Consider the following 3,452-nt stretch of genomic DNA (forward strand, 5'->3'; position numbering starts at 1 on the left):
CATTATAGGCGGTGACGAAGACGAACAGCGGCGGTTCGACCTCGGCAAGGCCCGAGACCACCGAGAATCCGTCGAAGCCGGGCATCTGGATGTCGAGGAAGACCAGATCGGGCTTGTGCGTCTTGATCGAGCGGATCGCCTCGCGCCCGTTGGCGCAGCGGTCGACGATCTCGACCTCGGGGAAAGCCTGCAGGCGCAGCTCGAGTCCCTGGATGGCGAGGGTTTCGTCATCGACAAGGATCGTACGGATCTTCACTGGGCAATCTCCTTTTGCGCCGCGGCGCTTGCCGCCGGCCGGCCGTCGCCCAACGGGGCGCCAGCGCCGATACCCGGCAGATAGGGAATATCGATCGTCACGATCAGGCCGTTGGGCTGGTTCTGACCGAGTTCGAAACGGTGGTCGGTGCCATAGGCCTGCGCGAGACGATCCCTGATGTTCGCTAGTCCAACCCCCGAAGACGAGTTGGGTTTCGGAGCCGTGTCATTCAATCCCGGGCCGGTGTCGGTGAGGGTGATGACGAGGCGGTCGCTGACCACCCGCGCATCGAGGGCGATATCGGCGCCTTCCTCCATCGGGGTGACGGCATATTTGATCGCGTTTTCAACGAGCGGCTGCAGCAGGAGCGAGGGCACCTGGCCCTGGGCGGCGCGCGGATCGACGGTGACGGAAAAGCGCAGCCGCTGCTCGAAACGCATGCGTTCGATATCGAGATATTGGCGCAAGGCCTCCACCTCCTGCGCAACGCTGACCATCTGCGTCGGGTCGCCGACGAGGCTGTAGCGCAGGAACGACGACAGGCGCGACAGCATCGCGTTGGCCCGCTCGGTCTGTTTCAGCAGCACCAGCGTCGAGATCGAATTGAGCGTGTTGAACAGGAAATGCGGGTTGAGCTGATAGCGCAGCATCGCCAGTTGCGCGGCATTGGCCTGTGCGGCGACCTTGAGCATCCGCTCCGACTGCGCCGACAGCAGCAGATAGTAATTGATGCCGTAATAGAGCGCCGTCCACGCGCCGAGCACCGACAGGTCGAGCAGGATCGCCCCGAAGAATTCGATGCCGACGGGGTTCCAGCCGGGTTCGTAGAGCCAGGCGTGGAAGCGCACCTCGATCACTGAGAACAGGAGCGCCGCGGTGCCGAGGATCAGGATGGTGAGCGGCCACATCCAGATCGGCTTCATGCGGATGATGCGCCGGAAGGCGGCCGCCATCAGCAGGGTCAGCGAGAACCCGGTCAGCGTGACGACGAAGGTGGGCAGGATGAAGGTCAGGCCCATCTTGTTCGCGAGGCCGCCGAGGCCGCGCAGAACGAAATAGGCACCCCAGCCGCCGCCCTGGAGAATCCAGAACGCGCGGTTCTTGTCGGAAAAGAAGCTTTCGGTGCGGAGACCAGTCAACGCCATCAGGGATCATTAGCCCCGATGGCGGCCGATGGCGACAGCCGCTGTGCGACGAACCGTTTAATGCCCGCGTTTAGTCCTCGGGTGCGATGATCACCTTGAGGCCGTCGAGCGCGTCGGTCATCTCGACCTGGCAGGACAGGCGCGAGGTGGCGTTGCGATGGTCCGAGCTGTCGAGCAGGTCGTCCTCGTCGCCGTTGGGCTTGCCGACCACGTCGGTCCAGTCGGCGTCGATGTGGATGTGGCAGGTGGCGCAGGAGCAGCAGCCGCCGCACAGCGCCAGCAGCTCGTCGAAGCCGGCGTCGCGGATATTCTCCATCACCGACAGGCCGGTCTGTGCCTCGATCGTGGACTCGGTCCCTGCGCGGTTCACGATGGTCAGTTTCGGCATGCTGGCTCCCCGGTCGACGTACTGCGGAACAGCGCCTATTAGGCTGGGCTCGTGAAATCAAGCGGGCGTGGCGATGGGGCTGAGTAGCGAAAAGTTGCGCGAGGGGCTCGATGCCATCGCGGCGATCGAGCCGCGGATGGGCGCGGCGCTGGCGCGCGCCGGCTACCCTGAGCCGCGGCTGCGCGAGCGCGGCTATGCCACCTTGCTGCGCACGATCGTTGGCCAGCAGGTGTCGGTCAAAGCGGCGGACGCCATCTGGAAGAAGGTCGACGCCGCAGTCGGCGGCATTGCTGACCCGCTTCGCCTGCTGGCGATGGACGACGAGGGGCTGCGCGCCGCCGGCCTGTCGCGGCAGAAGGCGAGCTATGGCCGCAGCCTTGCCGGGCTGGTGGCGGGCGGCGAGCTGGATTTCGCGGCGCTGCCGCAGGACGACGAGGAAGCGATCGCGCTCCTCACCCGGGTAAACGGCATCGGCCGCTGGTCGGCGGAGGTCTATCTGCTGTTCGCCGAAGGCCGCGCCGACATCTGGCCGGCCGGCGATCTCGCCGTCCAGATCGAAACCGGGCGAGTGATGGGGCTTGAGGGCAAGCCGAGCGAAAAGCTGACCCGCGAGATCGCCGAAAAATGGCGCCCGCACCGCGGCGCCGCCGCGGTTTTCATGTGGCACCATTATGTTACCGAGGTCATTTAGACAGCGGAACAAATCGGCTCGTCGCGCATTTGGCACAGCTTACATATGTGAACCGGACCTTAACCGGGGTTGGTTCGCTTGTTGCGTTGCCCCGTGTCCCTCGCGCGGGTTGCTGTCCCGTTTGTCGCGTCTCTTCACCTTCGCAGGAGGGGCATGAACCATATTCTCGCTGCCCTCGATGCGGCAGACCATGACGCCCTGGCGGCCGACCTGCGGGTCGAGCATTTCGACAGCGGTGACGTCCTGCATGAAGCCGACCAGCCGCTCGAACATGCCTATTTTCCCTATGACGCGATCGTCGCGCACAGCGCCGCGCAGGACATGGGGCCCGCGGTCGAGACCGGCACGGTCGGCCGCGAAGGGGTCGTTGCCGCCACCGCGCTGATCGGCGATGACCGGCCGTTCGAGCGCGCGGTCGTCCAACTCTCTGGCAAGATCGCGGTGCTGCCGGCGCGCGTGATCATCGATCTTCACGACCGCAGCCGCACCTTCCGCCGCCTGCTGGGCGCCTATGTGCAAGCCTATGCCGCGCAGGTGGCGCAGTCGGCGCTGTGCACCGCGTCGCACAGCAGCGAGGCGCGGCTGTCGCGCTGGCTGCTGATGAGCCTCGACCGTACCGGCGCGACCGGTATGCTTCCTGCCGACAGCGGCATGCTGGGGCGGATGCTCGGGGTCGGGCGGCCGACCGCGACCGTCGTGACCGGCGCCTTGCAGACCGCCGGCCTCATCAAATCGACCCGCGAGGGCATTACCGTGGTTGATCGCGAAGGCCTCGAAGAGGCCTGTTGCGATTGCTACGGTCGCGTGCGCCGCGTCTTCGACCGGCTGCTTCCCCAAAAATAGCCCCAAACGGTTCGTCGCAACCGCTGCCGTTCCCGCAAAAAAGCTTGTGGCTTCTGTCTGCTAGACGACAGAAAATCAAAATCGGGGACGATACAAAATTAGCGTTTTTGTTTCGGTATGGGTTCGGGG

General features: G+C 65.1%; 5 protein-coding genes. 2 read left to right on the top strand and 3 right to left on the bottom strand.

Annotation, left to right across the window (positions count from 1 at the left end):
* From KAY22_RS26385 to KAY22_RS26395, 3 genes are all read right to left on the bottom strand, one after another.
* Positions 1 to 256, bottom strand: a 256-nt coding sequence (locus tag KAY22_RS26385) for a response regulator (RefSeq protein ID WP_296626051.1), incomplete at its 3' end; no start/stop codon positions are given.
* Entirely contained in the window at positions 253 to 1,401 is a 1,149-nt protein-coding gene (locus KAY22_RS26390; protein WP_296626052.1) for a histidine kinase, read from the bottom strand. The genes KAY22_RS26390 and KAY22_RS26385, both read right to left, overlap by 4 nt.
* 70 nt (positions 1,402 to 1,471) lie before the next feature.
* A complete protein-coding gene (locus KAY22_RS26395) occupies positions 1,472 to 1,789 on the bottom strand; it encodes a 2Fe-2S iron-sulfur cluster-binding protein (RefSeq protein WP_296626053.1) in 318 nt (105 codons plus the stop codon).
* 73 nt (positions 1,790 to 1,862) lie between these two features.
* Here KAY22_RS26395 and KAY22_RS26400 point away from each other — a divergent pair, with 73 nt between their 5' ends.
* Positions 1,863 to 2,480: a DNA-3-methyladenine glycosylase 2 family protein gene (locus tag KAY22_RS26400; RefSeq protein WP_296626054.1), complete on the top strand. Its 618-nt coding sequence runs from the start codon at positions 1,863 to 1,865 to the stop codon at positions 2,478 to 2,480.
* Between the two features lie 153 nt (positions 2,481 to 2,633).
* Positions 2,634 to 3,323, top strand: coding sequence for a helix-turn-helix domain-containing protein (locus KAY22_RS26405; protein WP_296626055.1), 690 nt, complete (start codon positions 2,634 to 2,636; stop codon positions 3,321 to 3,323).
* Positions 3,324 to 3,452 lie beyond the last annotated feature (129 nt).

The organism is Rhizorhabdus sp. (genome assembly GCF_018006725.1).
In the GTDB taxonomy this organism is placed as follows: domain Bacteria; phylum Pseudomonadota; class Alphaproteobacteria; order Sphingomonadales; family Sphingomonadaceae; genus Rhizorhabdus.